Genomic DNA, 25,804 nt, shown 5'->3' on the forward strand with positions numbered 1-25,804 from the left:
AATCCAGCTCAGCGCGGGCGCGTCCCGCCGCCAGAGATCGGCGCACGCGGTTTTGGCGGACCCGATTTCTCCACGAACTCCAATAAATCCCCTTCGAGCGCGCGCAGTTGCTCGAGAATCTTGAGCGCGAGCGGACGCAACTCAGGCTTCTCTTCCGCTTCGGCGAGCGAGTATTGCTTCGAGGCCAAGGTGCGAACCTTGCCGTCTTTATCCTCGGCCACCTCGGTTGCCTCGAAGGTTACCACCGTGTCCCCGGCTGCGCTGTTTTGCAGCGTGAGCGTGGTAATCAGCCGCTTTTTCTGCGCGGGCGCAGGGGTGGGTGCAGGCGTAGGCTCGAACGGCCCAAGGTTCCACACCACCGGGGGAGGGCCGAGGCGCGTGCCCGCCACTGCTGTCGCCACCACGACCACACCCGACAACCAGCCAATCGCTAGGAGAAGTTTCCGCTGCATGTCCGCCGACTCCGTGCGGGGCTTGTATCAGCACGGCATTGCCTGAACAACGCACTTGCTGTCGCTGCCACGGCCCCACCCAGCCCTAAGGGCAACGCATGCGTCGCCCCTACGCACGCGTTGGTGCCGCTTACCAAGACGGTCAGGCGCGGGGCACTGGTGGCAACAGCATCCGCCAATCGGCGTATTGTCCATTCGCTGTTCGCCATTCTCCGGCCCACATCACTCGCTACTCGCCACTTGCGCCCCCTCACCCGCGGCTAACGCCGCACCCTCTCCCCCTGCGGCGGGCGAGGGTGTCTGCTTATCGCTGCGCGAGTGCCATTTGGTGACGATGTCTGTGGCTAACAAAAATCCTTCCTCTCCCGCGGTACGGGAAAGGGAAGCGGGGTGACGGGGCGCCATCCACCCGAACGAGTACGCTCCTGCGCCGTGGCACCGTGGGCACGTGCTTGCTTCAACGGAGTGGTGGCTGCATGTAAGGGAGCAGCACGGCTGCCAAATGCCAAAGTTTCGTGTGCAAAGGAGCAACGATGGACTTCTCGTTTTCGCCCAAAGTACAGGAGCTACAGCGCAAGCTCCAACAGTTCATGGAGGACTACGTTTACCCAGCCGAGCCCATTTACCACCAGCAGTTGCAAGAGAACCGGTGGGCACAGCCGCCGATCATGGAGGAACTCAAGGCTAAGGCACGAGCGGCTGGTTTGTGGAATTTGTTTCTGTCGCATAGCCCTCGTGGGGCGGGGCTGACCAATCTCGAATACGCGCCCTTGTGTGAAATCATGGGGCGCTCACACATCGCCCCCGAGGTTTTCAACTGTGCTGCACCGGACACCGGCAACATGGAAATCCTCGACCGGTACGGTACGCCCGAGCAGCAACAGCAGTGGCTCGAGCTGCTGCTGGCGGGCGAGATCCGCTCAGCCTTTGCCATGACCGAGCCGGACGTGGCTTCGTCGGACGCCACGAACATTCAGTGCAGCATTCGGCGCGATGGTGATTTTTACGTCATCAACGGACGCAAGTGGTGGACATCGGGCATTCTCCACCCCCACTGCAAGCTCATCATCGTGATGGGAAAAACCAATCCCGATGCGCCTCGCCATCAGCAACAATCGCAAATTTTGGTGCCGCGCGACACACCGGGGGTGAAGATCGTGCGCCACTTGCCGGTGTTCGGCTACGACGATGCCCCGCACGGCCACGGGGAAGTGCTCTTCGAGGATGTGCGCGTGCCGGTGAGCAATATTTTACTCGGCGAGGGCCGCGGCTTCGAAATCGCCCAAGGGCGGTTGGGCCCCGGTCGCATCCACCACTGCATGCGGCTCATTGGCCTGGCAGAGCGGGCACTCGATGCCATGTGCAAACGAGTCAAGCGCCGGGTGGCCTTCGGCAAACCCTTAGCGGAGCAAACCGTCACGCTGGAACGGATTGCTGAAGCCCGCATTCGCATCGAGCAGGCACGTTTGTTGGTGTTCAAAGCGGCTTATATGATGGATACTGTGGGCAATAAGGCCGCACGGAAGGAAATTGCCATGATCAAAGTGGCGGCGCCGAACATGGCCTTGCGGGTAATCGACTGGGCCATTCAAGCGCACGGGGCAGCCGGTGTGTGCGACGACTTTGGTCTAGCTTACGCTTACGCGGGCGCCCGCACCTTGCGGATTGCCGACGGTCCCGACGAAGTGCACCGCAATCAAATTGCCAAGCTCGAACTGGCGGAGCACGAGTGAGTTCATGAAACAGCTCCATCGCGACGACTTGTTTTGCTGGTCCCAGTTCAACGAAGAGCGCGACCTCGACTTCCATTCCGTCCTGTGGGTGCGTGCGGGAGGGAATGTTGCCATCGATCCCTTACCGCTCAGTGCTCATGATCGAGCCCACCTCGCGCGGCTGGGTGGTGTTGCCTGGGTGGTCGTGACGAATTCCGACCATGTGCGCGCAACCGCTGAACTCGTCGCTTTGACCGGTGCGCAGGTTGCCGGCCCGCGAGCGGAGCGTGACACGTTTCCGATTTCCTGCCAGCGCTGGCTTGGCGACGGCGACGAGGTCGTACCTGGCTTGCGCGTGCTCGAGTTGCACGGCTCGAAGACGCCGGGCGAACTCGCCTTGTTACTCGACCCGGAAACCCTAATTACCGGTGACCTGTTGCGCTGCCACCGCGCTGGGTGGTTGTGCTTGCTGCCTGAGACCAAGCTTGCCGACCGAGTAGCGGCGCGCGCCTCAGTGGAGCGGCTCGTCGCGCTTCCCGGAATCGAGGCCGTGCTCGTGGGCGACGGCTGGCCCGTGTTCCGCGATGGGCACGCCCGTTTGCGAGAGCTATGGGAGAGCTTGCAGTGGTAACGTGGCAACGGATTGCGGTAGTGCGCAGGCCAGCGGATTACGCCAGGCGATAGAGCGTAGCGGCATTACCACCCCGCACCGCGCGCGCCGCTGCCGGTGGAAGCTGTGCGCACAGTTCCGCAAGCTCTTCCATGTAGTCACCGGCGTGATCGCTGTGTGGGAAATCGCTCGCCCACAAAAACCGGTCGGCACCCACGGCGGCAACTGCTGCCGGCAAAAAGCTCTCGTCAGGGTCCGCCGCAATCCAACACTGCCGCCGAACATAGTTGCTCGGTAGGTCCTGCAGCGGCATGGTGATTCGCAGCGACCCGCTGTACAGAGCGTCCATCCGCTCCATCCAATACGGTAGCCAACCGGCGCCCGACTCGAGCACGACAATCTTGAGTTGTGGAAAGCGGTCGAAGGTGGCGAACTGGAAAAACGTGGAAAATGCCTGCTGCACTGCTTGCGGGAACAGCATCTGCAAGTACCAGATTTGCGCCGGAATGGCCTCGGGCCACGACACGTGGTCGAAGCGGTGGTGCAAGCTTCGCGCTGGCGGATCCACTCCGGTGTGAATGGCAATCGGCACGTCAAGCTCCTGAGCCGCTTGCCAAAGCGGGTCGTGGTCGGGATGCCCGTGGGGAAGGCCATCCAAGGTGAACGGCAAAAGGAAACCGCCGCGAGCGCCGTTGGCCACCGCACGGCGGAGTTCCGCCGCGGCTGCATGGGCGTCGCCGAGGCTCAAATGGGCAATCGGAATCAACCGCCCGCCGGAGTCGGCGCAAAAGTCTTCGATCCAACGGTTGTACGCCCGGCAGTGCGCCAACGCGTACATGGGGTCGGCCACCTCCGCTTCCCACTGCAGACCGAGCGTGGGATAGAGAACCGCATGCGTGACCCCCTGCGCATCGAGCAAGGCAAGGCGTGCTTTGGCATCGTAAGCGGCCGCGGGGGCGTACGCGAGGTAGCGGCCCGAGGTTGCTGCTTCGGCGAGCTCGGCGAGCGAGAGTCCCATGCCGCCGATACCGCCGAGCATCTCCGGAGTCGTCAGCCGAGCCGGGCGACCGTCGATTTCGAGGAGGTCTCTGCCGTCTTCTCCGCGCCGGATACGAATTGCCCGGTCACGGAAGGGAGGATCGATATAGCGCGGCCACAGGTCAGGCGGCTCGAGCACATGGCCGTCAGCATCCACGACGAACTCCATGGCACTTCGCCTACCGCAAAGCAGAGAACCGCGTCAAACCTCGCTGACACTGGAACCGGCGAGTAGCGAGCAGCGAGTGGCGAGTGGTGGCTGGCGTGAACCGGGAATGGTGAATCCTGAATGGCCAATGAATCGTAGGGGCGACGCATGCGTCGTCGGTGCCACGACAGCGCACGAGCGTGCTCGTTTGGTGCGGCAGCGTCCCCTCCGCGGGGAAAGGTCTTGTTAGCGACCAACTCGTGGCTGGTGCGAGTTAGCGAGGAAGCGGTGGGCCTGGGCGCAGCTCGAAGCCCTGCGGCACTTCGAACTCGGTTTCTGGCGGCGCCGTGGTGTCCACCTTGGTCACTACAGCGCGAACGCCACCCATTTCGGTCTCCAAAGGAAACCCAGGAATTTCCCCGTAAGTCTCTTGCAGGTTTCGGCCACCAAACGGATTCAGTTTCCCCAGCCGCTGTTGAGCCGTCAGCCAGTCCTTCCGCAGCTCGCGAAAGGCGGGAATTTGATCGGTCGTGCAAGCCGTGAGCAACGTTTTGCCCTCCGCTTCGGCGACGTATTCGCTGCATCGGTAGCCGGCTATGGTTTTTGTTTTCCCGGTCTTGCGTACCTTGGCTTTGGTTGCGGCTGCTTGGCGTTCGCCCACCATGTGTTCGAGCAATCGGCGCTGCTCTGGCGGAAGCGACTCTAACTCCTTTTGCATGTGCTTCAGTGCCAACTGCATGTGCTCCCGCGCATTTGCGGCGGCGCGCTCCAGTTCCGTTAACTGCACTTTCTGGTAGGTGCGCTTTTTGGCATCGATGAAATACACTTCGCCACGATCGAGGCGCACGAGGTATTCCGTGCCGCCGTCACGCGGTTGGATCTTGAAGCGCTGCGGGGCAGTCAGGACGCGCACGACCTGGGGTTCGCTGCCGGCGGTCGTCATTTCCGCCTCCCAAGCCATACCCGACCCCAGCGCGATGCCAGTGATCGAACACGTTGCTGCCACACTGAGTGCAGCGATGGCGCAGGTGCGCCAAGCCTGTGCTGCCATCGGTTGGTCTCCTCTCGGTTTCACACGGTTTTGGGCAAACCCAAGATTTGGATGGAAGTGAGCGCCTTGTAGCGGCGGTTGAGATTCATGAGCAGCGTCGTGATGCTCTCCAGGTGATGGGCGTTGGCAAGCATGCCGGCGTCGACCGCGCGAAGCTCGGGGATGCGGCGTACCAATTGCGCAACCCAGGCATTCGCCTCGGGCACGTTGCCACACAACAAGATGTCGCCATGCAACACCTCGTTCAAATCCATCAGTTCCTTGGCACTCGAATTTTTAAAGCAGGCCACGACACGCGAGGCAGGCAAGAGCTCTTGAATGCGCTCCCCTGCGGAACCTGCAGGTACGCGCATTAAGTGAAACACTCCGTCGCGGAGTTCCATGGGATTGATGGTGTCCATCACGATTTTCCCCGCCAATGCTGGCTGTAACGGCGGGAGCAAGGTTTCCACGCCCTCGTAAGGGAAGGTGAGTACGGCCGCTTCGCACCAGTCCGCCACTTCGCCGTTTTCCCCGCCGGTAATCGTGCCATCGAGCTGGTGGCTGCGCAGCTTCTCTTGCAGCTTGGCAGCAACTTCTTGAGCCCGTTCCTTCTGGCGGGAACCTACGCGCACCTCTTCACCAATTGCGGCGAACCGCAGCGCGAGACCCTTTCCTTCCGGTCCTGTACCACCGAGCAACCCAATTCGTGCCATCGCAAACCCTTTCTGCCGCAAGTGCGGCCTACCACAGCGTGCTGGCAAGGCAAACCACGCTGTGCTTGCCGCCCACCGACTTCCTTTGTACACAGCTTAGTATGGATCCTGGGAAACCGATTCGACCCGCCGAGGGCAATCTCGGCGTTTTCTTAGTGGGGCTCGGTGCGGTTAGCAGCACCTTCATCGCCGGTGTGGAGCTTGTACGGCGCGGGCTTGCCAAACCGATTGGGTCGTTGACGCAAATGGGCACGATTCGGCTCGGCAAGCGCACGGAGCACCGCGTGCCGCTAATTCGGGACTTTGTGCCGCTGGCGAGTCTCGACGACTTGCGGTTTGTGGCGTGGGACATTTTCCCCGACAACGCCTACCAGGCGGCGAAGCGCGCTGGCGTGCTTGCCGAGCATCACCTTGAAGCCGTGCGCTCCACGTTAGAACAAGTCGAGCCCTTGCCCGGTGTGTTCCAGCAAGAGTACGTGCGCCGGCTGCGGGGCACGCACGTGAAATCAGGTCGCAACAAGCGGGAGTTGGCCGAGCAGGTGAAGGCGGACATCCTTGCTGCGTTTCGCCGTTGCGAGCTCAAGCGAGCGGTGATGGTGTGGTGCGGGAGCACGGAAAGCTACCTGCGTCCCGGAGCCGTACACGCTTCCTTGGCGGCATTCGAAGCAGGTCTCGAGCAAAACGATCCGGACATCTCGCCGAGCATGATCTATGCGTATGCTGCGCTCAGTTGCGGGGTTCCCTTTGCCAACGGTGCTCCCAACCTCACCGTGGACATTCCTGCGCTGGTAGAACTTGCGCAACTGAAGAAAGTGCCGATTTGCGGCAAGGACTTCAAAACCGGCCAAACGTTGATGAAGACGATCCTAGCGCCAGGCCTTAAAGCGCGCCTCCTCGGTCTGACCGGCTGGTTTTCCACCAACATCCTCGGCAACCGCGACGGGGAGGTGCTCGACGAGCCGTCGGCATTCAAGACCAAGGAAGAGAGCAAGCTTTCGGTGCTCGACGTGATTCTGCGCAAGGACCTGTATCCGGATCTCTACGGCGACTACGTGCACCAAGTGCACATCCATTACTACCCGCCGCGCGGCGACAACAAGGAGGGTTGGGACAACATCGATATCTTCGGCTGGCTCGGCTATCCGATGCAGATCAAGATCAATTTCTTGTGCCGCGACTCGATCCTCGCTGCCCCGCTCGTGCTCGACTTGGCGCTGTTCCTCGATTTGGCGCAACGTGCGGGCATGCGTGGAATTCAGGAGTGGCTCTCGTTTTACTTTAAGAGCCCGCAAACAGCCGAGGGGCTTTATCCGGAGCACGACCTGTTCATTCAGTTGATGAAGCTCAAAAACACGCTGCGCTACCTGCGCGGCGAGGAACTCATCACCCACCTTGGGCTCGAGTACTACGACTGACCTGGCAGAGCCCACACGGGTTCTGCCAGCACGCACTCGCAGCGGCTTGCACGCGCGGCGGGGTCTGGGCCAGCGCTTCCTCTGGGGTCGATCCATCTAGCGCTGCGCCGCGGGGGGAGAGAGTTTTCTGCCGAAAAAAGACAAAAAGTCGCCCCGGTTTCTTGACTTGACGCGGCTTTCCGTTGCACAAAGGCAGGCGTTATTTTGTCTCGCCGGTTGTGCGCGAGGTTCGGAAGCAGACACTTTGAACGTGGGGAGAGGAGAGTGAGAGTATGACCAAATCGCAACTGGTGCAGAAACTCGCAGATGCCGCTGGGATCACCAAGAAGCAGGCCGACACGGTGTTGCAAACGTTGGTGGATGTGACGGTGAACACAGTCAAGAAGGGCGACCCGGTCAAGATCCCAGGGCTCGGGACCTTCCGCAAGGTGCAAACCAAAGCGCGGACCGGACGGAACCCGCAAACCGGGGAGCCGATCAAAATTCCGGCTCGCAAAAAGGTTCGCTTCTCCGTCGCAAAGAGCTTCAAAGAGTCTGTTCTCGGTGCCAAGCCGAAAAAGTAAACGCCAGGATTTGGTTGTTTTTGTGCGCACAACCAGCGGGGACAAGTCGTCGAATCCCAGGGGGGCGTCGCTTCGAGCGAGAGGGGGCGCTCCCGTCTTTTAAGACAACGCGGTTTGTGGCAGAGGAGCCACGCACGACGTAACGCGGAGGGGGATCGCATTATGGAGCGAGTTCAGGGTCCTTTCGAACCAGATGCACTTGTGCCGGTGCAGTTCTACGCCAACTTCCGGCAAGGCAGCGCAGCGTACCCGGAGCGGCGACTGATGCTGGCCGTGCTACAAGATGCTCTGGAGTGTTACCGGAAGTACGCCTTTGCTCGCGACAACCGCGGTCGGCAAATGTTTTTGGAAGCGCGCGATTGGATCTTCAACCAAGATCGGCAGTGGTGGTACTCGTTCGAAAACATTTGTGAGATCCTCGGGTTCGATCCCGCTTACTTGCGCCGACAAGTGGAGGAATGGCACGCCCGGGCTCTTGCGGACCCGCAGTCTTGGGCGCAAAGCCAAAAGCTCCCTCGTCGCCGCGTGCGTGCGCGCTAGCCGGCGCGCGCCTGAGCGCTTCCACGCGCTCGTTCGTTGCACCCTTGCTCCACTCGGTCTCCACACCGGTGCAGACACGGGTGCCGTGCTTGGTCGGGCTCGGTCGCTCCTTTTAATGGCGAGCTAGTAGCATGAAGGTCATCGGTCTTACCGGCGGCATCGGGAGTGGCAAGTCCACGGCTGCGGCGATTTTGCAGCAGCTGGGCGCGGCAGTGATCGATGCCGACAAGGTTGCCCATGAGTTGTACGCTCCCGGCACCCCAGGGTGGCAGGCGGTGGTGGCTGCATTTGGTCGCGAAATCGTCGGTGCCGATGAACAGATCGACCGCAAAAAGCTCGCCGCTATTGTTTTTGCCGATCCCAATGCGCGCCAACGACTGGAGCGCATCATGCACCCGCTGGTCACGGAAGAAATCCGCCGCCGTCTTGCAGCATTGCGGGCGCGTGGAGAGAAACCACTCGTTGTGCTGGAAGCGGCGTTGCTGCTCGAGGCCGGCTGGCACGAGCTCGTAGATCAAGTCTGGCTTGTCACCGCTCCGGCAAATGTGGTTGTGGAACGGTTGCAGCAGCAGCGGGCCATGGCACCCGACGATATCGAGGCGCGTCGCCGCGCACAAATGAGCGACGACGTCCGGCGCGCATACGCCCACGTGGTCGTCGAGAACTCCGGGTCGCTCGACGAGCTGCGAAGACAGCTCGAGGTTGCCCTGGCGCGCGATTGCTGAACGCCTTAGGGGTTGCGCATGCAATGCCGAGTTACGCCGCTCGGCGTAACGACCTCGGCCCCTTGCCCCGCAACGGCCGGCGCGGTCGATTTTTCAGTGCTTGGCGTACTGCCGACGGCGACAAATTGAAGTAGCGGCACACCGAGTCGAAGCTGAAAATGCTGTAGTCCGGGTCGTAGGAAAAAATGTAGGCGTCGGCATCCGCGCGGATTGCGGGGCAAGGATGGTCGAGGTCAGCTACAGCCTGCTCCAACACCGCCAACATCAACAACTCCTCCGCAGCAAGAGCCCGCCGTTTGGGCTCGACTGGCTGCAACGGACCTCGCGCCATCGTCCACCTCCTCATCCACTCCTCGCGCAGCAACCCCGATGCCACTGCTGCGCCAACAACCAGTGCCCGCCTCCATTGCACAAGTCGACCTCGTTTGTACAGAGGTCTGGTCTTGAATTGCACAAAAATGTCCAGCGGTGGCTGGCGAGCGGCGAGTGGTGGCGGAGGGGCGACGCATGCGTCGCCCGTGGTGCCTGATCGCGGTAGTGTGCCCAGTGGAGCGGCGGCGCCCTTCACCCTGTTTCCCTGTCCCCCGGTGGCGGAGAGGGAGATTCTCTCGCTGGTCTCTGCATGCCTGCCGCACAGGCACGCGCGCCGCGACGGAACGCGCCCGCGCCCCACTGGCGGCCCCCACGCGCTTCGGGTACATCGCGCGGCCATGCATTACAGACGACGCGAGTGGAGGCAGTGCTGGTTCAATTGGATCGCTCATTGTGCGGTGGTGGCTGCAGTCGTCAGCTTCGTTGCGTCGGGTTGCGGCTCGGATGGCGAGCCCGCGGCCGCCGGCAGCGGTGACCTCGGCTTTCCCTTCACCGCACCTCCGGCGTGCAACCCGGTGGCAGCAGAGTTCGATTGCCTCCTCCCGTTCCCCTCGAACGTGTTCACTGTCCAGGACAGCTCTCTCCCCTCCGGTCGCCGAGTGGACATCCCCGACTCCGCACTGCCGCACGACATTCACGATCGCCCCTTCAACCCAGCACGAGTGCATGTGGCCGATGGCTTCTCGATGGGGACGCAAATTTTGGCCCTGTTGGGGAACGCAGTGGACACCACTGGCCTCGCCGTGTACGACCCCGCGAACCCGCAGCTGCTTTTGCGCTCGTTGGCGAGCGATAGCCCGACCTTGATTCTCGACGCGGCCACAGGGGAGCGCATTTTACACTTGGTCGACCTGGATGCTCGCGCGCACAGCGACGCGCGCCGTGCGCTTGTGTTGCGCCCCCTTGTTCGCCTCGAGCCGGAACATCGCTACGTGGTCGCGCTGCGGCGCTTGGTCGGACCGAACGGGCAGTTGCTGCCGGCACCAAACGGTTTTCGCCAAATCCGCGATCGCCGGGTGAGCGAGGCAACGCTGGCGCAGTTAGCACGCTACTATGAGCAAGCCATCTTCCCGGTTCTGGCCGCTGCCGGGATCGATCGGGGGGAGTTGCAACTGGCGTGGGATTTTACCGTCGAGTCGGAAACGCACGTGACCGCCGATCTGCTGGCCATGCGCGAGGATGCTTTGCAGCGCTTCCGCGAGCAACCGCCTGAGGTCACAGTGACGAAAGTAGGGACCTCGGAAAGGGATGAGATCTCGCGCCGCATCGAGGCCACCGTCGAAGTGCCGCTGTACATGGAAAGCTCTCGGCCGGGGGCTCGTATCCGCCGCGACCTGAGTGGGAAGCCCGTGGCGCAGGGAACCGTACGGGTGCCGTTTTTGATTCTCGTGCCGCGGCGTGCCGACGAGGCCAGTGCTCCGCTGCGTTTGTTGCAATTCGGGCACGGCTTTTTCGGCTCGGTGGCTGAGATGGAGTTTGGTTATTTGCCGCAGTTTCTTCAGGACTACGGCTTTGTGGCCATCGGCACGGAGTGGTGGGGGATGTCGCAAGCCGACCTGACCACGGTGGCGGCCGACCTGTTGAACGACCCGAGCCTGGCGATTCGCTTTACCGACCGCGTGCATCAGGCGATGGTGAATTTCCTCGCGCTGGCGGCAGCGCGCGAGCGCATCTTTGCCCTCCCAGAGTTGCAAGGCAGGGCCGGGCCGGTGGCCGATCCAGGCGCACTTTACTTTGTCGGCCTAAGCCAGGGTCATATTTTGGGATCTACGTACCTCGCGCTCTCGCCCGACATCGAGCGCGCTCTCGTGGGCGTGGGTGGGGCGGACTTTACCTTCATTATGTTCCGCTCGCGGGCTTTTGGCTTGTTCCTCGGGATCATTGAGGGCATGTTTCCGGATCCGTTGGATCAGCAGAAGATGACCACGCTCCTGCAAACCATTTTCGACCGCATCGACCCGCTCACCTACGCCCCGCATTTGGTCCGCAATCCGTACCCGCAGGCGCGACCCAAACGGGTGTTGATGCACATGGGGACGGGAGATGCGGAGGTGCCAAATCTGGCCACCGAGCTGCATGCCCGTGCCGCCGGGATCCCGCTCGCCGTGCCGAGTGCGCATACAGTGCCGCTGTTGCCTACCGTGCCCTTTCCGGTGGACGGCTCGGCGTTGGTCGTGTTCCGCTACGATGTGAAGCCATTTCCCGGAATTCTGCCGATCCCGCCCGCAGATCCCAACGAGGTCCACGAAGGACAGCGCGAGCTCCGCAGCGCTCAACAGCAGGTGGATGCCTTTTTTCGGCCCGGCGGACTCATTGAAAATTTTTGCACGGGAGCGTGCGACCCGGAGTAATGCCCACCACCGTTGTGTGGTTTCACAACGACTTGCGCGTCCGCGACCACGCGGCGTTGTCGGCCGCGTGTGAGCGCGGCGCCGTGGTGGGTTTGTTCGTGTGGGCCCCGGGGGAGCAAGGGGAACGGGCACCAGGGGCAGCGCGACGTTGGTGGCTGCACCATGCGTTGGTGAGCTTGCGCGCCGAGCTTGCGCAGTGCGGTGTGCCGCTCGTCTTGCGGCGGGCGGAGCGGGCTGCGGTGGCGGTGGAAGAGGTTGTACGGGCAAGCTCCGCGGACGCCGTGTTTTGGAATCGCCGTTACGATCCAGCGGTCGCGGAGCGGGATACAGCCGTGGCAAGCCAGCTTCGCTGCCATGGCATTTGGGTTGAGGAGCATGCCGGCGGCTGGTGGCAGGACGCGGTGGGACTCGCCGGGGGGTTGCAGCGCCGGTACCAAGTCTTTACCCCGTTCTGGCGCTGGCTCGCGAACTATGTTCCAGCATCGCCGCTGCCCGCTCCACGGGCTCGGGCGACGCCGACGAGCGTGCCCGCCAGTGATGACCTTGCTGCGTGGCACTTTTTGCCCCGCATTCCTTGGGATCGCGGTTTTTACGAGGTGTGGCAGCCCTCGGAAGCCGGGGCGCACCGAGTGCTCGAACGGTTCGTGCACGAGCAATTGGGAGAGTATGCTCTGCGCCGCGACCTCCTCGCTGCTGAAGGCACCTCGCGTCTCTCGCCATATTTGGCGCACGGCCAGCTTTCGCCCGCGCAGGTGTGGCACGCGGTGCGGCAGGCAACGGTCGACGCTGCCGCCAAAGCTGCGTTTTTGCGACAACTCGCGTGGCGGGAGTTTGCGTACCAGTTGCTCGTCGAACACCCAGATTTGCACGTCCGGCCCCTGCGGGCGCAGTTCGAGACCTTTCCCTGGCGGGAAGAGACCAATGATGAGATGGTGCAGCGTTGGCGGCAGGGCAACACCGGCATTCCTCTGGTGGATGCCGGCATGCGCGAGCTTTGGGCCACGGGTTGGATGCACAATCGCGCCCGGATGGTGGTTGCATCGTGGCTGACCAAAAACCTGCTGTGCCATTGGCGTTTGGGGGAGCGTTGGTTTTGGGACACGTTGGTCGATGCCGACCCTGCGAACAACCCGTTCGGCTGGCAGTGGGTGGCTGGTTGCGGGGCAGACGCGGCGCCTTATTGGCGGGTGTTTCAGCCAGTGCGGCAGGGCGAAACGTACGACCGCGAGGGTGCATACGTACGGCATTGGGTGCCGGAGCTTCGCCACCTTCCGGATCGTTGGATTCACCGGCCTTGGCAGGCGCCGGGGGATGTGCTCGCGCGAGCCGGGGTGGTTCTTGGGAAAACCTACCCGCAGCCGCTTGTGGACCCGGACGAAAGCCGGAAGCGCGCTCTCGCCACGTTCGAAGAGTGGCGCCGCAGCCATACCGCAGGGCACTCTACTTGAGCGGGTGGCTGAGGCTCAGCCCGCCGGGCGAGTTGCAAAAAGCTGGCGGGGAGAGTCGAACTCCCGACCTACTGATTACGAATCAGTTGCTCTGCCGACTGAGCTACGCCAGCTTGCCACGATACAGCCCAGCCCTGCTAGTGAATTTGCGCGGCTGTGTCCAGTCGCTCTTGCGCGTGTGGCGCCGAAGGTTGGTAGGCATCCAGCACCAAATACCTGCGAGTCCGGGTGGAGTGTTGCCCTGGTCTTGCCGTCCATGCGGCTAGCCATCTGGCGCGTTCGTTAGTGGTCAGCTCGGATTCAGCGCGTGAAGTGCTGGGTTTTCCCGTGAAGCACCCTTGTCGCTTTGGGTCCGTTGTGGTCTCTTGCCGGTCGGAAACGGAGGGAACGATTCATGCCTCAGGTGGACGTGGGTGACGGCATTGCCCTGTATTACGAACTGTACGACTTCACACCGCCGTGGAAACCGGGTCCACCCCCGGTGGTGTTCTTACATGGATTGGGGGGCGACCGTCGGCTGTGGCTGTTCCAAATTCCGGTTTTTAGTGCGAAGTATCCGACGGTCGTTGTGGATTTGCGCGGCCATGGCTTGTCGACGCCAGCGCGGGGTGACTTTACGACCGCCGACATGGCGCGCGACGTCATCCGTCTCACGCGCCACCTAGGCATTGAGCGGGCGCATTTTGTCGGGCTGTCCATGGGTGGGGTGGTCGCTCAACAGGTGGCCTTCGACTTCCCGTTGGTAGTTGCCTCGTTGGTACTGGCCGATACCTTCGGGAGCTTGCCCGAGCCGGCGCGTGAAATGGCAAAGGCAGCATTGCAGCGCATGGAGGAGCAATCCATGGCGGATATCGCCCGGGAGCGCATCACCGCTGCGTTTTCCGACGCCGTCGATCCGGCCATGCGTGAATATTTCATCGAACAAGTGGCCAAGAACGATCGCGAAGCGTACTTGCGTGCAGCGCGGGCAACGTTCCGCTTCGATCCTGGCGAGCGGCTGTCTACCTTGCGGAGCCCGACGCTCGTGGTGGTGGGGAAGGAGGATCGGGTGACACCGTTGCCACTGGCGGAGCTCTTGGCGAAGGCGATCCCTGGGGCAAAACTTGCGGTCATCGAGCGCGCAGGCCACATCGCCAGCGCGGAGAACCCACAGGGATTCAATCGCGCGGTCTTGGATTTTCTAGCGACCCTGTAACGCGTTCCGCCGCTCTCACACCACTCGCCATTCACCGCTGCCGCTCCCAGCCTCAGGGGCGAACCATGCGTCGCCCCCACGGTGACTCATCGCAACTCGGCATCCACTGGCCCCTTGCCGCGGTGCACGCCGCTGGTGTTGCTGGGGCGACGGCGATAGGATGGGCCGGAGGCAGGATGCGATGACGCAAGGGCAGGAAGGCATGGCGCGTGTTCCCCACTTGGTATTGCACCGCAGCAATCGGCTGGAGTGTTTAGTGGATGCCTTGTGCGAAAGCTTGCAAGCTACCGACCTGCACCCGCTACGTCCGCGCACCATCGTGATCCCCGGGGCCGGGATGGATCATTGGCTGAGTCTCGAACTCGCGCGTCGGTTCGGGATTTGGGGACACTCGCGCTTTTTGTATCCCCGAGATTTTTTTGAGCAACTATTCGTGGCCACGGGGGTGGGAACCGGCGGAGTGGTCGACCCGTACAGTGTCGAGTGTCTCACCTGGGCGATCGCTCGCTGCTTGCCGGCAGTCGTGGAGCAAAAGGAATTTGCTGAGGTGCGGCACTACCTCGAAAACTTTGGCGAGGGGCAGTTGGATTGGTCGGACCTTGCCACTGCCACCGGCCGCTTCGCGCTCGCGAGCCGGCTTGCCGAAGTGTTTGCCGATTACATCGTGTATCGCCCGCAATGGTTGCACGAATGGCAGCGTGCGTTCGGCCGGGGGCAGGCGCCGCGCGACTGGCAAGGTCATTTGTGGCGGGTTCTCGTGCAAGAATTTGGCGACACGCACTTTGCCGCCCGCGCCTACCGGTGGACGGAGCAGCTCAAAACCGGTGCTGTGGCCACCCTGCCGGAGCGCGCATTTTGGTTTGGCTTTACCCGCTTGGCGCCACTTTACCTGGAGCTTCTCGGTGCGCTCGCAGGTTGTTGCGAAGTGCATTTGTTTGTTCCCAGCCCCTCACCGGAGTATTGGGCGGAAATTCGGAGCCGGCGAGAGATTTTGCGCGAAGCTTGGGCCCGCTCCGGTGGCCTGCCGGACGTCGAGGCGGAACTCGGTGCGGCCGAGGGTCACCCTTTGCTTGCCTCGCTCGGCCAAGCGGGCCGGGAATTCCAAGCAGCCGTGGAGAGTATTCTCACGTACCGAGAAGACGATCGTTACAAGCCTCCAAAGGGCGATTCGCTGTTACACATTTTGCAGCGCGACATTTTCGAACTCGTGCAGCGCGGACACTTGCCTGGAAGTGTCCCAGCGGTGGAAGTCCCCTGCGAGGACCGCTCCATCCAAGTCCACGCCTGCCACAGCCCGATGCGGGAAATCGAGGTGCTCGCTGATGTCCTGCGCGACTTTTTGGAACGAGACCCCACCCTGGCCCCCGAGGATATTTTGGTGCTGTGCTCCGACATCGAGCTGTACGCTCCGCTCATTGCCGCAGTGTTCGAACGGGAGCTCGATCCTCAGCGGCGCATCCCGTACTGCATTGGCGACCGCCCTCAGCGCGCGCTGGACCAGGTGGTCGATGCGTTTATCGCCGCCGTCGAGGGGCTCACTGGCCGCGTCGCCTTGAGCGATGGTGTGGCGTTGCTGCACGCCGCACCGGTGCGCGCACAGCTTGGCTTGAGCGAAGCGGAGTGGGAGCTGGCTCGTTCGTGGCTGCGCGATGCTGGTGCTCGTTGGGGCATCGACGAACGCCACCGCGAGGAAGTTGGCCTGCCGCCGTTTCGCGAGTACACGTGGAGCTTTGCTCTCGATCGCATCCTGCTCGGTCTGGCGCTTCCCCCAGAGGACACCGCTCTGTTTCGGAACGTCGCTCCGTACGGGGAAATCGAAGGCGAGGCCGCCATCGTGGCGGGGAAGATTGCTTCGTTTTGCTCGCGTTGGTTTTCCTACCGTCCTCCAGAAGGGGCGCGGAAAACGCCGCTCGAGTGGATCGAGTCGCTCGACCGACTGCGAGCGGACTTGCTCTCGCAAGCCGATCCGTTCGTTGATGGCCACGCCCGCCTCGAGCGCGTGCTCAAACAAGTGCGCCAAGCCGTGGAGCAAGCCAACTTTACCGAACCGGTGCCGTTTGCCGTTGTGTGGGCGCAAGTGCAAGCGCTGCTGCAGCAAGAAGGCAGCGCATTTGGGGTGTTTCGCGGCGGAGTGAACTTCGCCGCCATGCGCCCGACGCGTTGCGTGCCGGCAAGGGTGGTGTGTTTGGTCGGCATGAGCGACGGGGTGTTCCCGCGTCCGGGCGCCGCCGACACCTTGAGCCGAGCGCACCAGCGCCGCTGCACGGGCGATCCCGATCGCCGCAGCTCGGATCGTTACCTCTTTCTCGAGGCGTTGCTCAGCGCCCGCGATGCGTTGGTCATCACCTACCAAGGGCGCGACATCCGCAACAACACCGAGCGGCCTCCTTCGGTGGTCGTCACTGAACTCCTCGATTGCTTGGACCAGACGTTCGCTCCCGCCGGTGGCCTACCCACGCGCAAGCACCTGGTTGTTCAGCACCCGTTGCAGCCGTTCAGCCCTCGTTACTTTGAGGGCGAGCCGCAGCTGTTCAGCTTCGCTGCGGACCAGTGCGAGGGCGCACGCGCTTTGACGGAGCGGCGAGATTCACCAGCGCCGCTCGTGCGGGCCCTGCTCCCCGAGCCCGAGCCGATGATGGTATCGCTCGAGCAGCTCATCGCCATGCTGGAGCGGCCGCACGTGTCGTTTTTAACGCAGCGGCTCGGAATCGTGCCGCAAAGCGACCTGGAAGTGGCCAGCGACGATGTGCCGTTGGAGCTGAGCGGGCTGGGTGCTTGGCAAGCGGGGGACCTGGCAGTGCGTTTGCTGATGCAAGGCGTGCCGCTCGAGCAGGCAGAGACCTTGTGCCGCGCGCGCGGACTCTTGCCCCCGGGGCGTCTCGGGGAACTCGCATGGCGAAGCATCGCCCCGGCGGTTGCCCAGCTCGTTGGCCAGGCTCGCGGGCTCACCCAGCGCAAGAAGCCATTTCCAGCGCCGGTGGAGTTCGTGCTGGACTTCGCACCCGACCGCTTGATCGGCTTTCTGCGCAACCTCTGGCCACACGCGCAAGTGGTGGTGACATATTCCAAACTGTCGCCACGCCTGTATTTGGCAACCTGGATTCGTCACTTGGCGTTGAACGCGTGGGCGGACAGCAGGCTGCCGCGCACAACATTTCTCGTCGCGCGGGAAGAGAAAAGTCCGCACGACCCGCGAGTGGTCACCTTCCCGCCGGAGACCCAAGCCCGCACTTACCTGGAGGGACTGATGCGTTTATATCGCTGGGGGATGCGATTCCCGCTGCCGTTCGAGCCGCGCGCGGGGGCAGCTTACGTCAAAGCTCTGCAGAAGAAACAAGCGCAGGAGGCGCTGCTCGCCGCGGCAAATGAGCTCAGACTGAATCCTTACGGTGGGCCAGCAATTCCGGAATCGTACCGGCTAGCATGGCTGCTCCTGTACCGAACGCCGGCGCCGGGAATTTCCGACTGGGAGCAGGGCATGGCAAACGCGAGCCTCAACTTCGCTGAACTTGCCGTGCGCTTGCAGCGATTCTTGCAACCTCCGGCGGAAAACAAAGTGGTGTAAGCGATGGCGCGCGCTGCCGGTGAGGAGAGGAAACGTGCGATGTTTCAACGGCTCCATCCGTTGCAGTGCCCGTTAACGGGGACCGTACTTATCGAAGCGAGTGCAGGCACCGGTAAAACGTACACGATCGCCAACCTTTATCTCCGCTTGTTGCTGGAGCGGAACTTGACTGTGGAGCAAATCCTCGTGGTGACCTTCACGAATGCCGCGACTGCGGAATTGCGCGATCGCTTGCGTGCGCGCGTGGCGGCATTGCGGGAGTGTTTGCGGGGTGGTCAGCCGCCGGACCCAGATCTCGCTGCGCTCGCCGCTCAGCGGATGGCTGCGGGAACGCAGCTCGACGATGAGCGCCGCTTGCAAGCGGCACTCTACGGCTTCGATCTCGCGGCCATCCACACCATTCACTCCTTTTGCCAGCGCATGTTGGAGCGACACGCCTTCGAAGGAGGATTGCCGTTCGAGGCCGAACTCGTGGGCACGGCCGCAAATACCGTTTCTCGGCTGGTCCGGGACTTTTGGGTGCGGCAACTCGAGAGCGCCCCTGCCGAGTTCTTGTGGGACGATGAAGGAAACCCCGGGCCTTTGCAGCGCAGTTTGCCACTTCTCGAACATGCGGTCGGCTTGGCCCTGCGGTACCCGGACTTGCGCCTGCTCCGCAGGCCGGAGGCGACGGGTGGCTGGCCAGCCTACCGTGCTGCGTTGATTGCTGACGCCATTGCGTGGGTGCGGCGAGAGCTGGCCCGTGGCAGCCGCTTGCGCCGCGAACGCCGGTTTGACGATTTGTTGCAAGAATTGCGCGATGCATTGCGCTCGCCCGTTCGAGGCTTGGAATTAGCGGCGGGCATCCGAGAGCAATTCCGTGCTGCCTTGATCGATGAATTCCAAGACACCGACTCGCTGCAGTACGACATTTTCCGCACCGTTTATGCGGGCCGCAGCGATACCGCGTTGTTCCTGATTGGCGATCCCAAGCAGGCCATTTACGCCTTTCGTGGTGCCGACGTGTTTGCCTATCTCAGCGGCAAGCAGGATGCCGACCACCACTTTACGCTGGAGCAAAACTGGCGCTCCGTGCCGCAACTCGTCGAGGCAGTGAACCTACTTTTTTCCGAAGAGCGAACCGAGCGTCCGTTTCTCCTCGCTGGGATCGAGTACCACCCCATCCAACCTGCGCTGCCAGCGATAAGCGATGCGCATGCCGGCTTGGAAATCCTCTTTGTTCCGGCTGAAGACGGCAAGGCCATCACGAAAGCTTGGGCGGAGAAGGAGCTTTGCCACATCGTGGCGCAGGACATCTGCAAGTTTGTGCGCAGGGTGCCGGCCATCGGTCCGCACACCGTGTCGTTCGCCAGTATCGCGGTGCTGTGTCGAACCAACGATCAGGCAGCAGCGATGCAACGCGCGCTCGCCAAGTTGGGCATCCCGTCGGCTCTCGAGGGTGAGCTCAGCGTATTCGAGACGTCCGAAGCGATGGAACTCGAGTGCTTGTTGCGCGCCTTGGTGGACCCGGGCGACGGTGCGGCAGTGCGGGCGGCGCTGGCAACGTCGTTTTTTGGCCTCGATGCCGCCGCCCTGGCGCATTTGCAAACCGCCGATGCGGATTGGGATTCGTGGGTGCAATTGTTTTTCGACTGGCACCGAACGTGGCGGGAGCAGGGGTTCATGTCCGCCTTGCAGCAGGTGTTTACGCACGGACAAGCGGCGCGCCGCTTCTTAAAGCTCGTCGATGGCGAGCGGCGTATGACCAACGTGCGCCATTTGGCGGAATTGCTGCACACGGCCTCCGTGGAGCAACGGCTCTCCCCGGAGCGCGTCCTCGAATGGCTGGCGCTCATGCGGCGCGACCCCAGTGCGCGCAGTTCCGATATCGGTCTTGGCGAGGCGGCACAGTTGCGTTTGGAGAGCGACGAGCATGCGGTGAAGCTGGTCACCATCCACAAGGCCAAGGGGCTGCAATACCCCGTGGTGTATTGCCCGTTTTTGTGGGACTTTCCCAAGCTGCGAGACGAGGAGGCAAAGCTCCCATGCTTTCACGATCCGAAGACCTTCGAACTGTGCTTGGATTTGCGCGAGCCACCCGACACCAACTCGCTATGGCAGGCTTGGCAGGAACGCAAGGCCGAAGATGCGCGCTTGCTTTACGTGGCGCTCACACGGGCGCAATACCGCTGCGTGGTTGTGTGGGGCCATTTTGCAGCCGCTCCGGAATCCCCCTTGGCTCGCTTGCTGCACCCCGGGCGGTTGGCGATGGAGAAAAAGGGGAGCGGAATCCCCAAGATGCAGTGGGCGCCGCAGTTCAAAGACGGAGTGGAAGATTGGATGCTCGCTGACCTCCAGAAATTAGCGCGTGCGGCGAACGGGAGCATTCGCGTTCGGCGGTGGCGTGGTTCCCGCTTACAGTCCAGCGCGAAGCCGCAAGCAAGCGCAGCAGCAGGACTCAAGCCGCGTGTAAGTCGGCGCGCCTTCACAGTGCGCTGGCAAATCGCCAGTTTCTCGGCGCTAACGGAAAAAGCAAAAGGGCAGAGCTCGGCGGCCGAAGGATTCGATTTTGATGCGGCCTTGGCACCCCGGCCGGTGCCGCTTGCCAAGGTGCCTGACGCTCCACTCTTGCTACGGCTTGCCGCCGGCGGCCGGATCGGCGAGGCCTTGCACCGGCTGTTTGAAGTGTTGGACTTTGCCAGCCCGCTCGCGGGGCAGATCGACAAGCATGCAGATCTCCTGCGTCCGCTGGGCGAAGAAGTAGAGCCGGTCACGCTGGCGCAGGCATTGGAGGAGGTGGTGCACACGCCACTGGATCCCTTGGACTTTCGCTTGTGCGACGTTGCGCGCAGAAAGCGGTTGAACGAGTTGGACTTTTGGTTGCCTGTGTGTACTTCCGGCCAGGCTACGCCGAGTTCGCAACCGGCGGTTGTGCCGCAAAAGCTCGGGGACGCGTTTGCGCAACACGCTGCCGATCCCTTGCTCCGCGCGTACGGAGAACAGCTCGCCGAGCTCGATTTCCTTCCGTGGGTGGGGTTCCTCAAGGGTTACATGGATCTCGTGTTCGAGCACGAGGGGCGCTGGTTTGTGGCAGACTACAAATCGAATTTTCTGGGTCCGACTGCTGCCGATTACTCCCGCGATGCGCTCGTTCGCGAAATGCGCGCGCAGCATTACGTGCTCCAGTACCACCTGTACGCCGTCGCCTTGCACCGGATGTTGCAAACCTCCGTGCCCAACTACAGCTACGAGCGCGACTTTGGCGGAGTGTTTTACTTATTTGTGCGCGGCATGTCGCCGGCGTATCCACGGGGGAACGGCGTGTACTTCGACCGGCCGCCGCTTCCCCTCATGGAAAGTTTGCTGCGCGTGTTCACCGGTGAGGACGGAGTGTGAATCGCCGTACGCTCCAAGAGCAAGGCTTGGTGAACGATTTCGATCTCCACTTGGCGGCCACCCTGGGGCGCGTGGGCGGGGAAGAGCGAGAGGCTGTTCTTGCGACGGTGGCGTTGCTTAGTCGCTCCTTGCGCGACGGACATGTGTGCTTGAACGTCGCCTCCGCGGGTGCGGCCCTCGGCGTCGGTGCCGGGGATGATGACAGCTTGGCTGCACTCCAGTGGCCGCCTGGTTTGCTCGATGCACTGGCAGCAAGCCCGCTGGTGGGCTCCGGCAGCGGCGACACTCCGTTGGTGCTCGACCGCGCCGGCCGTTTATATCTTCGCCGCTATTGGTGGTTCGAGCAAAATGTGATTGCGGCACTGCGGCAGCGCGCGCAGGTGCCGCCCAAGGAGGTACCGATCGAATTTCTCAAGAACACCCTGCCAGCGTTGTTCGCTGGTTCTGACACGAAGCCCCCGGCGATCGACTGGCAGCAAGTGGCCACCTTGGTCGCCTTCTTGCGCCCATTGTGCATCGTGTCGGGTGGGCCCGGTACCGGGAAAACCTTCATCGTGGCCAACATTTTGAGCTTATTGCTGGCGTGGGCAAGTGCCTGCGGGCAGCGTTTGCCGCGGATTATGTTGCTCGCGCCCACGGGCAAGGCTGCGGCACGGTTGAGTGAGTCGTTGCAGCGCGCACGCTCTCGCCTGCCTGTGGGCTCGGAGCTCCTGCAAGCCATTCCCACAGAGGCCAGCACGATTCATCGCGCGCTGGTGCCGCTCGGTGGCTCGCGCACGCGGTTTCGGTACCACCGGGACAACCCACTCGGGGCGGATGTGGTGGTCGTGGACGAGTGCTCCATGGTGGATCTTGCCCTCATGGCCCGCTTGCTGGACGCCTTGCCCGCCACCGCGCGGCTTGTGTTGTTGGGCGACGAGTATCAACTGGCGAGTGTGCAGGCAGGATCGGTACTCGGCGACCTTTGCAACCGGGGCGAGCCGGCGCGGTTTTCACGCCAGCAGTGGCAGTGGATCGAAGCGGTGCTCGGGGTGCCGCCGCCGAAACCAGGGGAGTTGCCCGCTCGAAGTGGCATTCATGATTGCCTGGTGCGGCTGACGCGCAGTTACCGCTTTCGCGAAGACGGCGGCATCGGCGCGGTGGCTGCGGCGGTGAAGCGGGGTGACGCTGAGCTTGCGTGGGAGGTGCTCATGGCGGGTAAGGACCAGGCGGCGACAGACGTGGCCAGCTTGGGCGAGGCGCCGCTGCCGTGGAGGCTGTCCGCTGCTCTCGGCCGTGCCGTGCAAAGTGGATTTCAGCAGTACTTTCGCGCGTCCGACCCGGAGGCACGTCTTGCCGCGTTCGAGCGCTTTCGCGTTTTATGCGCTAACCGCTACGGTCCGTTCGGCATCCATGCCCTGAACACCGCGATCGAGCGCCTGTTGGAGAGCTGTGGGTTAATCGAGTGCGACAGCCCCTGGTATCTAGGGCGCCCCATTTTGGTGACGGAGAACGACTACCAGATTCGACTGTTCAACGGCGATTGGGGAAGCATCGTGCGCACGGCCGGAGAGCGCGGGCACCAGCGTATGGCTGCGTTTCGCGATGGACAAGGAAAGTTGCGCTTGATCGCACCCGGGCGCTTGCCGCCGCACGAGACCGCCTTTGCCATGACCATCCACAAAAGCCAGGGATCAGAGTTCGATGAGGTGGAAGTGGTGCTGCCTCCAAGCGCCTCGCCGTTACTCACCCGAGAACTCGTGTACACGGCGCTCACCCGCGCCAGGCACCGCGTGCGTGTACACGCCACGCGCGAGGCATTTGCGCACGCGGTGCGCAGCCGCATCGAGCGGTCTTCGGGGCTCCGCGACGGCTTGTGGGGGTGAGTCCTGACGAGTCACGGGAGGCCCTCGGGAGATGAGCAAGTGCCTCCTCAATTGGCCGAACGGGCGTCGTGGCTTCGCCAGGCACCTGGCGGGGCATTTGAAAAGGTAGGTCTCTTGTGGCGAAAACTCTCTCGAAATCCTCTGGGTTACCTGGGGAGCCCTACGATAGTAGAGCAAGCATCGCGCTTTACCGTAATCGCTATGGTTTCATGGCCTTACTGGAAAAGCGCAGCCCTAGGAAAACTTGATTGCGCTCCGAAGGGGATGAGCTGGCAAGTAAGACTCGTTCGTCGTGCCTGCTGCGTGGCGCTCACAGCCCGATAACGCTGAGATAACCGCAGAAATAATCTCCTCGATGCTGACCGCTCTGTCGCGATTCTGATCTACTCCGTTGCACAGGTCTACAGAGGAGAGGCCGAGCGCGATCGTGACTGCCGTCACAATCTTATCTATCGTCACTTCGCCGTTACTGTTGCAGTCGCCGTTACAGAGAACGGAGGTGGTAGTTGGCGTGTGTGTGGCTGTAGGTCTTGGGGGCGCCCTCGGAGACGCTGTCGGTGTGGCCTCTTCGGGCGGGGGCGGGGTTGCTGTGGGCAAAGATTCCCGCGCGAGTGTCGGAGAGAACTGACGCGGTTCCGTCGGAGTAAAAAAGGGCTCGGTGTAGGAAGATTCGGCGCAACAGTTGCTGTCGGGCTCGGGCTGTTTGATGGCTTGGCGGTCGCGGTTGGACTGTGCGGCGGAGGAGAGGGAAGAGCAACCAAAAGGACCACACTGTAAGTGTCTGATGCAGCGTAGGCGCCTAGGGTGTCGACCAAACGAAATTGTAACGGTAGACTGCCGGATTGTCCGGCTGGCAGTTGTGCTTGCCAACTTGGGTGAGAGTGAAGGTTTGGTTCGGTGCCTAGAAGGGCGCGGTCTCCTGAAAGAGTGAGAATCCGACCATTAACGTTGATCGACACCCCAGGGCAGCGGAAACCAGCTCAAGGTAAACGGGGGGTCCCGGGACGAAGTGGGAACGATCCTGCAACGGCCAGATCTGCGGACAGACCGATGAAGCCCGGGCTGATGGCTGAGTACAGGCAAAGGGACGGGGTACATAGGGTACGAGAGAGGCGAATTTCGGCTTGCTGTTGGAAGTTGGCAATCTGAAGCTTTCCACCGGCAACTTCGGTCCCAGCAACGAGAAAATCCCCCTCGTGGAGCTGAGCGGAAACGATTCCAGCCACGAAAAGTAACAAAGGCATGAACGCTCGGATCGAGCGCAGAGACTATCCTCCGGTTTGTAGAAGCACGGTCCAGCGAGACAGGCAGTAAGGGGGGCACGCGAAGCCCCCTTACACACGGCGACGGTTAATGTCGCTCGGCGATGGTTCTCAGGCAAGGTGAGTACTCGGGCAGAGGGTTCCCGCCTTTACTGGGCCTCGCTTGGAATTGCTCGAGATTACACAGAATCCCTGGGAACGCGGCGCTGAGGGCGGTCTCTGCTTGACAACGGATCAACGCGATGTGGGCTTGCAGCGTTTCAGGGGTTGGGAAGTCGTTCGACGCGGAGTTTGGAATCACTCGGCCATCTAAAGTGTTCGGGCCGGGAGTGCCGCATTTTAGCTGGAGCTCTGACACCGTCTAGCGTTCCAGATCTTCGAGCCGACCGAGCATAGTCTTGCTGTCGGGGGCGCTGCCGCTGAGGTTTGTGCACATTCGCTCTGCTGTGGCCAAGGCTGACGACGCTGACGGATCACCGACGTGATCCTTGGCTTTCCACACAGCAACGCGGTCGAAACACCTGCGCAACTCGCGGCTGACTCGCGCATAGTATCGAGGCACGGTCGCGCTCAACGCGCGTTGGCAGCGCAGGCTGATGCTATCGACTCCAGAGGTGGAGCTGTAGTCCAGTTCGGGTAAGAAGGCGTTGCTCAAGCGCAGCACGTAGGGTTCTGAGGGTTGGTAACCGTTGGAGCTGGTTCCCTCGATGATGCGAAACACAACTAAACCTTCACCCAGCAGGCTTGTCGGGACCGTGCTAAGCAAGATGCGGAAAGGTGCATGCTGATGCAAATCAGACCCGGCTCCCGGTACATCGTGGGTTCCGATTAGATAAGACCCTGGTGCAGTGATAGGCACGCAGCGTAGTTCAAGGGCGACGCCCGGGCTCACGTACAACACCTCGAGCCCGACTTCCGTGTTTAATAGGAGTTCGTAAATTTCAGGCGCTTCCGTGTCGGACGGTGCGAAGCCTAGGTCGGTTGCCTCGAACAGATAAGGAAACCCAGTGTATCGTAATCCGACAACGTGACGTTCGAAGTCGAAATCAACATTGAGGACCCCGCCGTTCGAGGCAGCTGAACCGATAAGAAGGTCGCCGGTGTGGGCCTGCGCTCGACTGACGTCGATGAGAGCGAGAGCAGCGAGGCCCGCCACAGGCAGAATTTTAGCATTCCATTTCAGATGGTTATCTCCTCTGTCCATTCTTCTTGTGGAAGCCGTGGTAGGCCTTGATGCGCCAATTGGAGTTCCGCCTCAGGTCCTGGTCCGCTGGGCGGAGCTCGGCCAAAGCGCCGCTTCCGTCGGGTCGGAAGCTTGGCCCGTAGGATGCGACCCTCGACGCGTCTGCGCCTTGGGAGTAGGATGGGCACGACCATCGCGGGCTTCCCCTGAGGAGTTGCAGCGGGAAAACTCAAGCACTT

Annotated in this window: 20 protein-coding genes and 1 tRNA gene; 12 read left to right on the plus strand and 9 right to left on the minus strand. The window is 62.2% G+C overall.

Annotated features, from left to right (window positions below):
• Nucleotides 1-8: 8 nt before the first annotated feature.
• Nucleotides 9-452 carry a hypothetical protein gene (locus N3C12_01895; GenBank protein ID MCX8071193.1) on the minus strand — a complete coding sequence of 148 codons (444 nt, stop codon included), beginning with the start codon at nt 450-452 and terminating at the stop codon, nt 9-11.
• A 533-nt stretch (nt 453-985) separates the two neighbouring features.
• On the opposite strand from N3C12_01895, the gene N3C12_01900 reads away from it, so the two are divergent.
• Complete coding sequence (locus N3C12_01900) at nt 986-2,185, plus strand: acyl-CoA dehydrogenase family protein (protein ID MCX8071194.1); 1,200 nt, start codon at nt 986-988, stop codon at nt 2,183-2,185.
• A 4-nt stretch (nt 2,186-2,189) separates the two neighbouring features.
• On the plus strand, nt 2,190-2,795 hold the full coding sequence (locus N3C12_01905; GenBank protein ID MCX8071195.1) for an MBL fold metallo-hydrolase: 606 nt from the start codon (nt 2,190-2,192) through the stop codon (nt 2,793-2,795).
• Nucleotides 2,796-2,832: 37 nt separating this feature from the next.
• Here N3C12_01905 and N3C12_01910 read toward each other — a convergent pair whose 3' ends face one another.
• The 3 genes from N3C12_01910 to npdG all read right to left on the minus strand — a co-directional run bounded on the left by N3C12_01910 (nt 2,833) and on the right by npdG (nt 5,706).
• On the minus strand, nt 2,833-3,981 hold the full coding sequence (locus N3C12_01910) for an amidohydrolase family protein (protein ID MCX8071196.1): 1,149 nt from the start codon (nt 3,979-3,981) through the stop codon (nt 2,833-2,835).
• Between the two features lie 253 nt (nt 3,982-4,234).
• Nucleotides 4,235-5,011 carry a DUF4412 domain-containing protein gene (locus tag N3C12_01915; protein ID MCX8071197.1) on the minus strand — a complete coding sequence of 259 codons (777 nt, stop codon included), beginning with the start codon at nt 5,009-5,011 and terminating at the stop codon, nt 4,235-4,237.
• A gap of 20 nt (nt 5,012-5,031) precedes the next feature.
• Nucleotides 5,032-5,706 (minus strand): NADPH-dependent F420 reductase, encoded by a 675-nt coding sequence (gene npdG, locus N3C12_01920; protein MCX8071198.1) that lies wholly within the window; start codon nt 5,704-5,706, stop codon nt 5,032-5,034.
• A gap of 101 nt (nt 5,707-5,807) precedes the next feature.
• Here npdG and N3C12_01925 point away from each other — a divergent pair, with 101 nt between their 5' ends.
• From N3C12_01925 to coaE, 4 genes are all read left to right on the plus strand, one after another.
• Nucleotides 5,808-7,121, plus strand: a complete 1,314-nt coding sequence (locus tag N3C12_01925; GenBank protein ID MCX8071199.1) for an inositol-3-phosphate synthase — start codon at nt 5,808-5,810, stop codon at nt 7,119-7,121.
• Between the two features lie 272 nt (nt 7,122-7,393).
• Nucleotides 7,394-7,684: an HU family DNA-binding protein gene (locus N3C12_01930; GenBank protein MCX8071200.1), complete on the plus strand. Its 291-nt coding sequence runs from the start codon at nt 7,394-7,396 to the stop codon at nt 7,682-7,684.
• Between the two features lie 162 nt (nt 7,685-7,846).
• Nucleotides 7,847-8,224, plus strand: coding sequence for a hypothetical protein (locus N3C12_01935; GenBank protein MCX8071201.1), 378 nt, complete (start codon nt 7,847-7,849; stop codon nt 8,222-8,224).
• 131 nt (nt 8,225-8,355) lie between these two features.
• Nucleotides 8,356-8,949 carry a dephospho-CoA kinase gene (gene coaE / locus N3C12_01940; protein MCX8071202.1) on the plus strand — a complete coding sequence of 198 codons (594 nt, stop codon included), beginning with the start codon at nt 8,356-8,358 and terminating at the stop codon, nt 8,947-8,949.
• A 31-nt stretch (nt 8,950-8,980) separates the two neighbouring features.
• On the opposite strand, the gene N3C12_01945 is transcribed toward coaE, so the two are convergent.
• A complete protein-coding gene (locus N3C12_01945; protein MCX8071203.1) occupies nt 8,981-9,280 on the minus strand; it encodes a hypothetical protein in 300 nt (99 codons plus the stop codon).
• 379 nt (nt 9,281-9,659) lie between these two features.
• On the opposite strand from N3C12_01945, the gene N3C12_01950 reads away from it, so the two are divergent.
• Nucleotides 9,660-11,672: a hypothetical protein gene (locus tag N3C12_01950; GenBank protein ID MCX8071204.1), complete on the plus strand. Its 2,013-nt coding sequence runs from the start codon at nt 9,660-9,662 to the stop codon at nt 11,670-11,672.
• Nucleotides 11,672-13,120, plus strand: coding sequence for a DNA photolyase family protein (locus N3C12_01955; protein ID MCX8071205.1), 1,449 nt, complete (start codon nt 11,672-11,674; stop codon nt 13,118-13,120). The genes N3C12_01950 and N3C12_01955 overlap by 1 nt, the downstream gene beginning before the upstream one ends.
• A gap of 40 nt (nt 13,121-13,160) precedes the next feature.
• Here N3C12_01955 and N3C12_01960 read toward each other — a convergent pair.
• Nucleotides 13,161-13,233, minus strand: a tRNA-Thr gene (locus tag N3C12_01960).
• A gap of 281 nt (nt 13,234-13,514) precedes the next feature.
• On the opposite strand from N3C12_01960, the gene N3C12_01965 reads away from it, so the two are divergent.
• The 4 genes from N3C12_01965 (at nt 13,515) to recD (ending at nt 23,120) form a co-directional block, all read left to right on the plus strand.
• On the plus strand, nt 13,515-14,315 hold the full coding sequence (locus N3C12_01965; GenBank protein MCX8071206.1) for an alpha/beta fold hydrolase: 801 nt from the start codon (nt 13,515-13,517) through the stop codon (nt 14,313-14,315).
• 181 nt (nt 14,316-14,496) lie between these two features.
• Complete coding sequence (recC, locus tag N3C12_01970) at nt 14,497-17,880, plus strand: exodeoxyribonuclease V subunit gamma (GenBank protein ID MCX8071207.1); 3,384 nt, start codon at nt 14,497-14,499, stop codon at nt 17,878-17,880.
• Between the two features lie 39 nt (nt 17,881-17,919).
• A complete protein-coding gene (locus tag N3C12_01975) occupies nt 17,920-21,255 on the plus strand; it encodes a UvrD-helicase domain-containing protein (GenBank protein ID MCX8071208.1) in 3,336 nt (1,111 codons plus the stop codon).
• A complete protein-coding gene (recD, locus tag N3C12_01980) occupies nt 21,252-23,120 on the plus strand; it encodes an exodeoxyribonuclease V subunit alpha (protein MCX8071209.1) in 1,869 nt (622 codons plus the stop codon). Before N3C12_01975 ends, recD begins: the two co-directional genes overlap by 4 nt.
• Nucleotides 23,121-23,354: 234 nt before the next feature.
• Here recD and N3C12_01985 read toward each other — a convergent pair whose 3' ends face one another.
• The 3 genes from N3C12_01985 to N3C12_01995 all read right to left on the minus strand — a co-directional run bounded on the left by N3C12_01985 (nt 23,355) and on the right by N3C12_01995 (nt 25,586).
• Entirely contained in the window at nt 23,355-23,579 is a 225-nt protein-coding gene (locus N3C12_01985; protein MCX8071210.1) for a hypothetical protein, read from the minus strand.
• A 521-nt stretch (nt 23,580-24,100) separates the two neighbouring features.
• Complete coding sequence (locus N3C12_01990; protein ID MCX8071211.1) at nt 24,101-24,364, minus strand: hypothetical protein; 264 nt, start codon at nt 24,362-24,364, stop codon at nt 24,101-24,103.
• 379 nt (nt 24,365-24,743) lie between these two features.
• Complete coding sequence (locus tag N3C12_01995; protein MCX8071212.1) at nt 24,744-25,586, minus strand: hypothetical protein; 843 nt, start codon at nt 25,584-25,586, stop codon at nt 24,744-24,746.
• Nucleotides 25,587-25,804 lie beyond the last annotated feature (218 nt).

Source organism: Candidatus Binatia bacterium (assembly GCA_026415395.1).
In the GTDB taxonomy this organism is placed as follows: domain Bacteria; phylum Desulfobacterota; class Binatia; order HRBIN30; family HRBIN30; genus HRBIN30.

Excerpts from the sequence above, each read along its gene's own strand:
- N3C12_01895 (MCX8071193.1), bottom strand. The coding sequence starts at position 452 with ATGCAGCGGAAACTTCTCCTAGCGATTGGCTGGTTGTCGGGTGTGGTC.
- N3C12_01900 (MCX8071194.1), top strand. The coding sequence starts at position 986 with ATGGACTTCTCGTTTTCGCCCAAAGTACAGGAGCTACAGCGCAAGCTC.
- N3C12_01905 (MCX8071195.1), top strand. The coding sequence starts at position 2,190 with ATGAAACAGCTCCATCGCGACGACTTGTTTTGCTGGTCCCAGTTCAAC.
- N3C12_01910 (MCX8071196.1), bottom strand. The coding sequence starts at position 3,981 with ATGGAGTTCGTCGTGGATGCTGACGGCCATGTGCTCGAGCCGCCTGAC.
- N3C12_01915 (MCX8071197.1), bottom strand. The coding sequence starts at position 5,011 with ATGGCAGCACAGGCTTGGCGCACCTGCGCCATCGCTGCACTCAGTGTG.
- npdG (MCX8071198.1), bottom strand. The coding sequence starts at position 5,706 with ATGGCACGAATTGGGTTGCTCGGTGGTACAGGACCGGAAGGAAAGGGT.
- N3C12_01925 (MCX8071199.1), top strand. The coding sequence starts at position 5,808 with ATGGATCCTGGGAAACCGATTCGACCCGCCGAGGGCAATCTCGGCGTT.
- N3C12_01930 (MCX8071200.1), top strand. The coding sequence starts at position 7,394 with ATGACCAAATCGCAACTGGTGCAGAAACTCGCAGATGCCGCTGGGATC.
- N3C12_01935 (MCX8071201.1), top strand. The coding sequence starts at position 7,847 with ATGGAGCGAGTTCAGGGTCCTTTCGAACCAGATGCACTTGTGCCGGTG.
- coaE (MCX8071202.1), top strand. The coding sequence starts at position 8,356 with ATGAAGGTCATCGGTCTTACCGGCGGCATCGGGAGTGGCAAGTCCACG.
- N3C12_01945 (MCX8071203.1), bottom strand. The coding sequence starts at position 9,280 with ATGGCGCGAGGTCCGTTGCAGCCAGTCGAGCCCAAACGGCGGGCTCTT.
- N3C12_01950 (MCX8071204.1), top strand. The coding sequence starts at position 9,660 with ATGCATTACAGACGACGCGAGTGGAGGCAGTGCTGGTTCAATTGGATC.
- N3C12_01955 (MCX8071205.1), top strand. The coding sequence starts at position 11,672 with ATGCCCACCACCGTTGTGTGGTTTCACAACGACTTGCGCGTCCGCGAC.
- N3C12_01965 (MCX8071206.1), top strand. The coding sequence starts at position 13,515 with ATGCCTCAGGTGGACGTGGGTGACGGCATTGCCCTGTATTACGAACTG.
- recC (MCX8071207.1), top strand. The coding sequence starts at position 14,497 with ATGACGCAAGGGCAGGAAGGCATGGCGCGTGTTCCCCACTTGGTATTG.
- N3C12_01975 (MCX8071208.1), top strand. The coding sequence starts at position 17,920 with ATGTTTCAACGGCTCCATCCGTTGCAGTGCCCGTTAACGGGGACCGTA.
- N3C12_01990 (MCX8071211.1), bottom strand. The coding sequence starts at position 24,364 with ATGCCTTTGTTACTTTTCGTGGCTGGAATCGTTTCCGCTCAGCTCCAC.
- N3C12_01995 (MCX8071212.1), bottom strand. The coding sequence starts at position 25,586 with ATGGACAGAGGAGATAACCATCTGAAATGGAATGCTAAAATTCTGCCT.